5 protein-coding genes are annotated in these 5,254 nt (G+C 66.7%); 3 read left to right on the top strand and 2 right to left on the bottom strand.

Annotation, left to right across the window (positions count from 1 at the left end; translation table 11 throughout):
- Window positions 1–244: ATP-binding cassette domain-containing protein (locus QZ213_RS24170; RefSeq protein ID WP_291688597.1), on the bottom strand; the 244-nt coding region annotated here is incomplete at its 3' end.
- Between the two features lie 184 nt (window positions 245–428).
- On the opposite strand from QZ213_RS24170, the gene QZ213_RS24165 reads away from it, so the two are divergent.
- Genes QZ213_RS24165 through QZ213_RS24155 form a run of 3 tightly spaced genes read left to right on the top strand, consistent with a single transcriptional unit; the run spans window position 429 to window position 3,036 of the window.
- On the top strand, window positions 429–1,097 hold the full coding sequence (locus QZ213_RS24165; RefSeq protein WP_291688596.1) for a chloramphenicol acetyltransferase: 669 nt from the start codon (window positions 429–431) through the stop codon (window positions 1,095–1,097).
- Window positions 1,094–2,287: an alpha-D-ribose 1-methylphosphonate 5-triphosphate diphosphatase gene (locus QZ213_RS24160; protein ID WP_291688595.1), complete on the top strand. Its 1,194-nt coding sequence runs from the start codon at window positions 1,094–1,096 to the stop codon at window positions 2,285–2,287. Before QZ213_RS24165 ends, QZ213_RS24160 begins: the two co-directional genes overlap by 4 nt.
- A gap of 20 nt (window positions 2,288–2,307) precedes the next feature.
- Window positions 2,308–3,036, top strand: coding sequence for a DUF1045 domain-containing protein (locus QZ213_RS24155; RefSeq protein ID WP_291688594.1), 729 nt, complete (start codon window positions 2,308–2,310; stop codon window positions 3,034–3,036).
- Between the two features lie 116 nt (window positions 3,037–3,152).
- Here the strand turns inward: QZ213_RS24155 and QZ213_RS24150 are convergent.
- The coding region (locus QZ213_RS24150; protein WP_365885192.1) for an HlyD family type I secretion periplasmic adaptor subunit at window positions 3,153–5,254 on the bottom strand (2,102 nt) is incomplete at its 5' end.

The following is a 5,254-nucleotide window of genomic DNA, read 5'->3' as shown; positions in this document are numbered from 1 at the left end:
TCGCCGAGCGGGCACGCCATTGCCGCAGCTCCCTGCCGCGCAGCGCCGTGACATCGACGCCGTCGAACAGGATTCGTCCCGAGGTCGGCTCGGCGAGGCGGTTGATCATGCGCAGCAGGGTCGACTTGCCGGCGCCGGAACGGCCGATCACGCCGATGAAACCGCCGGGCGCAACGGAGAATGACGCATTGTCGACCGCGGTCTTTGTGCCGAAACGGCACGTCAAACCATCCACCACCAGCATGCGATGCTCCAGAGCGCCTTGTTGCCACCATCGCTAGCGTCTGGATTCAACAGCTATGTGACAATTGCGCTGCGGTGCGGCATTCATCCACACCCGCGTGCGCCGTCATGTCTTCGTCATGACAACGTCATCAAGCCCACCGATGACGTGCAGCCCTGACATTGATTGCTCGCGAGAAGCCCGCATGGCCGGCAAGATGCTTTCAGTCGATCCGACGGTGGACCCAAGCGCGAAACTGCATGACGTCAAGCTCGGCGCCTATTGCGAAGTCGGCGCGCGCACGATCCTGCAGGAAGTGACGATGGACGATTATTCCTACGTCGTGAACGACGCGCAGATCACCTATGCGACGATCGGAAAGTTCTGCTCGATCGCGGCGATGACGCGGATCAACCCGGGCAATCACCCGATGCACCGCGCAACGCAAGCGCATTTCACCTATCGCGCCAGCGCGTATTTTCCGGAGGAAAGCGACGAAGCGGAGTTCTTCGAATGGCGGCGCGGACATCGCGTCCAGATCGGTCACGACGTCTGGATCGGGCACGGCGCCATCGTGCTGCCGGGCCGCAGCATCGGCAGCGGCGCCGTGATCGCCGCCGGCGCCATCGTCACCAAGGACGTTCCGGCCTACACCATTGTCGCGGGCAATCCGGCGCGGACGATCCGACGGCGATTTTCCGAAGCGGTGACCAACCGGCTGGCCGAGCTTTCGTGGTGGGACTGGAGCCATGAAACGCTCCGCCGCGCCCTGCCCGATTTCCGCAAACTGACGGTCGAGGACTTTCTCGCAAAATATGAAGAAGCCGCCACCGTCAGCCGATCGCCCACCCCGAAACGAAGCGCAGCATTGTGACCGACATCTTTATCGAAGGCGGCCGGGCGCTGCTCGGCGGCGAATTCGCCGACGCCCCGTTGCGGATCGAGGACGGCGAGATCGGCGCGTCCGGCTCTCGCCACGGCCGCGGCTCACTGGGCCTCGACGCCAGCGGCCTGCAGGTGTTGCCGGGCATCATCGACCTGCATGGCGATGCCTTCGAGCGGCAGATGATGCCGCGCCCCGGCGTCGATTTCCCCGCCGACGTGGCGCTGGCCGACAGCGACCGGCAGGCCATCGGCAACGGCATCACCACGGTGTTTCACGCCACGACCTGGTCGTGGGAGCCGGGCCTGCGCAGCGCCGACAACGCGCGGCTCTTGCTGGAGGCGATCGAAACCATGCGGCCGCAACTGGCGGCGGATACCCGCTTCCATTTGCGGCACGAGACCTACAATCTCGATGCCGAGGCCGAAATCAGCCAGTGGCTGTCCGACGGACGCATCGATCTGTTCGCCTTCAACGACCACATGGACTCGACGGTGGCCGGTCTTGCAAAACCGCAAAAGCGGAGCCGCATGGTCGAACGCACCGGGCTCTCCGGCGAGGCGTTCGACGAACTGGTGGCGCGCGTCGTCGCCCGCGCCAACGAGGTCCCGGCCTCGATCGCGCGGCTGGCGCAAGCGGCACGCAACGCCAAGGTGCGGATGCTGTCGCATGACGACGACAGCCCGCAGATGCGCGAGGCATTTCGGGGCATGGGCGTGAATATCGCCGAATTCCCGGTCAACGAGGAAACCGCGCGCGCCGCGGCCGACGCCGGCGACGCCATCGTGTTCGGCGCGCCCAATGTCGTGCGCGGCGGCAGCCATACCGGATGGACCCGGGCATCCGACATGATCGCCAGGGGCCTGTGCTCGGTGCTGGCTTCCGACTATTATTATCCGGCGCAGCTGCTGGCCGCGTTCCGCCTCGCCGCCGATGGCGTGCTGCCGCTGGCCCGCGCGTGGGACTTGATCTCGGCGGCACCGGCCCGGGCTGCCGGGCTTTCGGACCGCGGCATTCTGGCCGAGGGCTATCGCGCCGACATCATCCTCGTCGACGACGAAGTGCCGCTGCGGCCGCGTATCGTCGCCGTCATCGCCGCGGGCCGCCTGGTTCATCTGACCGATTCGAGCCGCCTGATCCATGCACCGGCCGCAAGGCGCGAGGCGGTTGCAGCCGCGTGAGCGGGCTTTATGCTGGCGGTATGACCTCTTTTCCCCGTTACGCGATCTATTACGTGGCCGCGCCCGGCAGCGATCTCGATCGCTTCGGCGCGGCACTGCTGGGCTATGACGCCGCGAGCGGCAGCGACCTGCCCTTTCCGGATGGCATTCCGCAGTCGGTGCCGGATTGGCGCGAATTGACGCGCGATCCCCGCAAATACGGCTTTCATGCCACGCTGAAGGCGCCGCTGGCGCTGGCATCCGGCAAGACCGAAGCCGGGCTTCTTGCGGCCTGCGAAATCTTTGCCGCCGCGCCCCGGCCGATTCCGGTGATCCGGCCGGTCGTCGATTCCATCAGCGGTTTTATTGCGGTGGTGCCCGCCGAGCCATCGGCTGAACTGGAGCGGCTTGCCGCGGACTGCGTGCGTGAATTCGATTCATTCCGCGCACCGCTCGCGCCGGAAGACCGGGCGCGCCGCAACCCCTCCGCCCTGACGCCGAGGCAGTGCGACTATCTCGATCGCTTTGGATATCCTTACGTGCTGGAAGACTTCCGCTTCCACATGACGCTGACGGGGCGGCTTGACGCCGAGCGCCGCCGGCCGATCCTGACGATGCTGCGGGATCGTTTTGCGGCGCTCGGCCTGCAAACACTCGATATCGACAGGATCGCGATATGCCGTCAGGACGCGGCCGATTCCCGATTCAGGATCCTTGGTCAGTTCGTGCTGACGCAGACCAGCAGCCAGCCAGCCGTCACACATCTTTAGTGGGGCGCAGCGGCGCCTTGGTAGGCGATCTCGGCAACACGGCGTGGCGGGTGTCATCGGACATCCCCGTTCCGCGTCCAACAATTGACGACCTCAGCCAAGGATCGGCCGCGGTCTCACCGCTCGACGAAGGCGCGCTGGAGCTGATCGGTGATCGGCTTCAGCAAGTAGCTCATCATGGTCCGGCTGCCGGTCTGCATGAAGACTTCCGCGGGCATGCCCGAGACGAGTTGCTGGCTGACCAGCCGGCGGCGCTGCTCCTCTGGAAGCGTCACCCGGACGGTGAAATAGGGTGCGTTGCTCTGCTGGTCCCGGCTGGTATCGGCCGACACGTAAGACACGATGCCGTCGAGCTGCGGCGTCACGCGCTGGTTGAAGGCCGAGAAGCGGACGAACGCCTTCTGGCCCATCCGCACCTGGTCGATATCGTTGGGCTGTAGCCGCGCCTCGATCTGCAGATCATCCAGATCCGGCACCACTTCCATGATGGTGTCGCCGGCGCGGATCACGCCGCCGATGGTGTGGGCGGAAAGCTGGTTGATCACCCCCGACGTCGGCGCGCGGATTTCGATCCGCTCGAGGAGGTCGCGCGCGGCGACGCCGCGCTCCACGAGCTCGGCTTCCTTGCCCTGGTTCTCGCCGAGTTCCTTGACGACATCGGTGCGGAAATCCTGATCGAGGCGGACGATCTGAAGCTGGGCCTCCCCGATCTTGGATTTCGTCTCGGCGATCGCCGACGTCAATTGCCCGCGCTCGCCCTCGATCCGCGCGCTCTCGCGCTGCAGGGTGGTGAGCCGGGTCAGCGGCACCAGCCGCTTGTCGTAGAGATCCTGGACGCCCGTGAGCTCACCGCCGATCAGTTCCAGTTGCTTGGACTTGGATTCGACCTGGGCATCGAGGCCTGCAATCTCCTCGCCGAGCTGCGAGACCCGGCTTTGCAGAAGGTCGATCTGGCTTCGGCGCGCATTGGCGCGGGCCTTGAACAGCGACTCCTCCGAGGCCAGCAGCGCCTTGACGGTGACCCCGCCCGAGCGCGCCGCCAGTTCGGGCGGCACTTCAATCTTCGCCACGCCGTCGCGCTCGGCCACCAGCCGGGCGATCCGCGCCCGCACCTCGTCGAGCTGCTTGCTCACCATCTGCAGACTGGCCTGCGCCTGGGTGGCGTCGAGCCGCAGCAACAGATCGCCCGTACCCACCCGCTGGCCGTTGTGGACCGGGATTTCCGCAACCACGCCGCCTGTCGGATGCTGGATGGCCTTGACGTTCGATTGAACCACAAGGTTGCCGGGAACGACGACGGCGCCCGCGATCGGCATCAGCACAGCCATGCCGCCGGCCACGAGGACGACGGCGAGCAACACCCGAAGACCGGTCCGCAATTCGTTCTCGAAGGCTCGCCCGGCCCGCACCGCCAGATTGTCGCCCGGCACATTATCGTTATCGGCAAGGCCCTCGCGATTGACGAGGAAGGCAACGCCCGCGGTGAGACCGACGCGGCAGCTCTCGATCAACTGTCCGACGGCCGTTGCCGGCTTGGCGTCGGCAGCCGGAGGCGGCAGCGCCAGTCGAGGGCTCTCGATATGCATCGATTGATGCTTGGGATCCGCGCCGGGAAATTCCGGCCCGGGCCTCACCGCGTTGATCAGCGACGGGTCGTCGGGCGCGATAATCGGACCGTGCCGGTCCGGCGGCGGCGCGATCGTCGACTCACGTTCAGCTTCGCGTTTTCGCGCGGTAGGCGCGACACCCTCCTTGCGCGGATGCTTGACCGGGGTGACTGCCGGGTCGCGCGCATGCTCGCTTCTGCGCCTGGCCGGCGCGACGGCCGGCTCAGGTCCAGGCCCGCTTCGGCGCCAGCTCGGGCCGGCAGCCGGGTCGGGTGCAGGTTCGCTTCGACGCCAGGCTGGTGCGGCGGCCGGCTCGGGCGCAGGTTCGCTCCTGCGTGCGGCAGGCGCGGCGGCCGTGAGTCCCAATTGCTCCAGGCAAATGTCGAAGGCCCGACTCATCTTGCCCTTGCGCTGCCGCTTCGGCTGACGCGATCGCGCAGATGCCGGGGAACGTAACTCCTCGCGAGCCGGACGACGCGTTTGCGGGTGCGGCTCATCGGCGTCTTCCCGCTCGAACGCCTGCCGGAGACGCTGCAATTCGAGAATCAGCGCCGCGCCCTGCGGACCGACCGTGTCGTCGTGGGATTCACCGACCCAGCGCGGCGCATGCC

It is taken from the genome of Bradyrhizobium sp. (assembly GCF_017881085.1).
Taxonomy (GTDB): Bacteria; Pseudomonadota; Alphaproteobacteria; order Rhizobiales; family Xanthobacteraceae; genus Bradyrhizobium.
This window is presented reverse-complemented; position numbering and strand designations above follow the sequence as displayed.

Excerpts from the sequence above, each read along its gene's own strand:
- QZ213_RS24165 (WP_291688596.1), top strand. The coding sequence starts at position 429 with ATGGCCGGCAAGATGCTTTCAGTCGATCCGACGGTGGACCCAAGCGCG.
- QZ213_RS24155 (WP_291688594.1), top strand. The coding sequence starts at position 2,308 with ATGACCTCTTTTCCCCGTTACGCGATCTATTACGTGGCCGCGCCCGGC.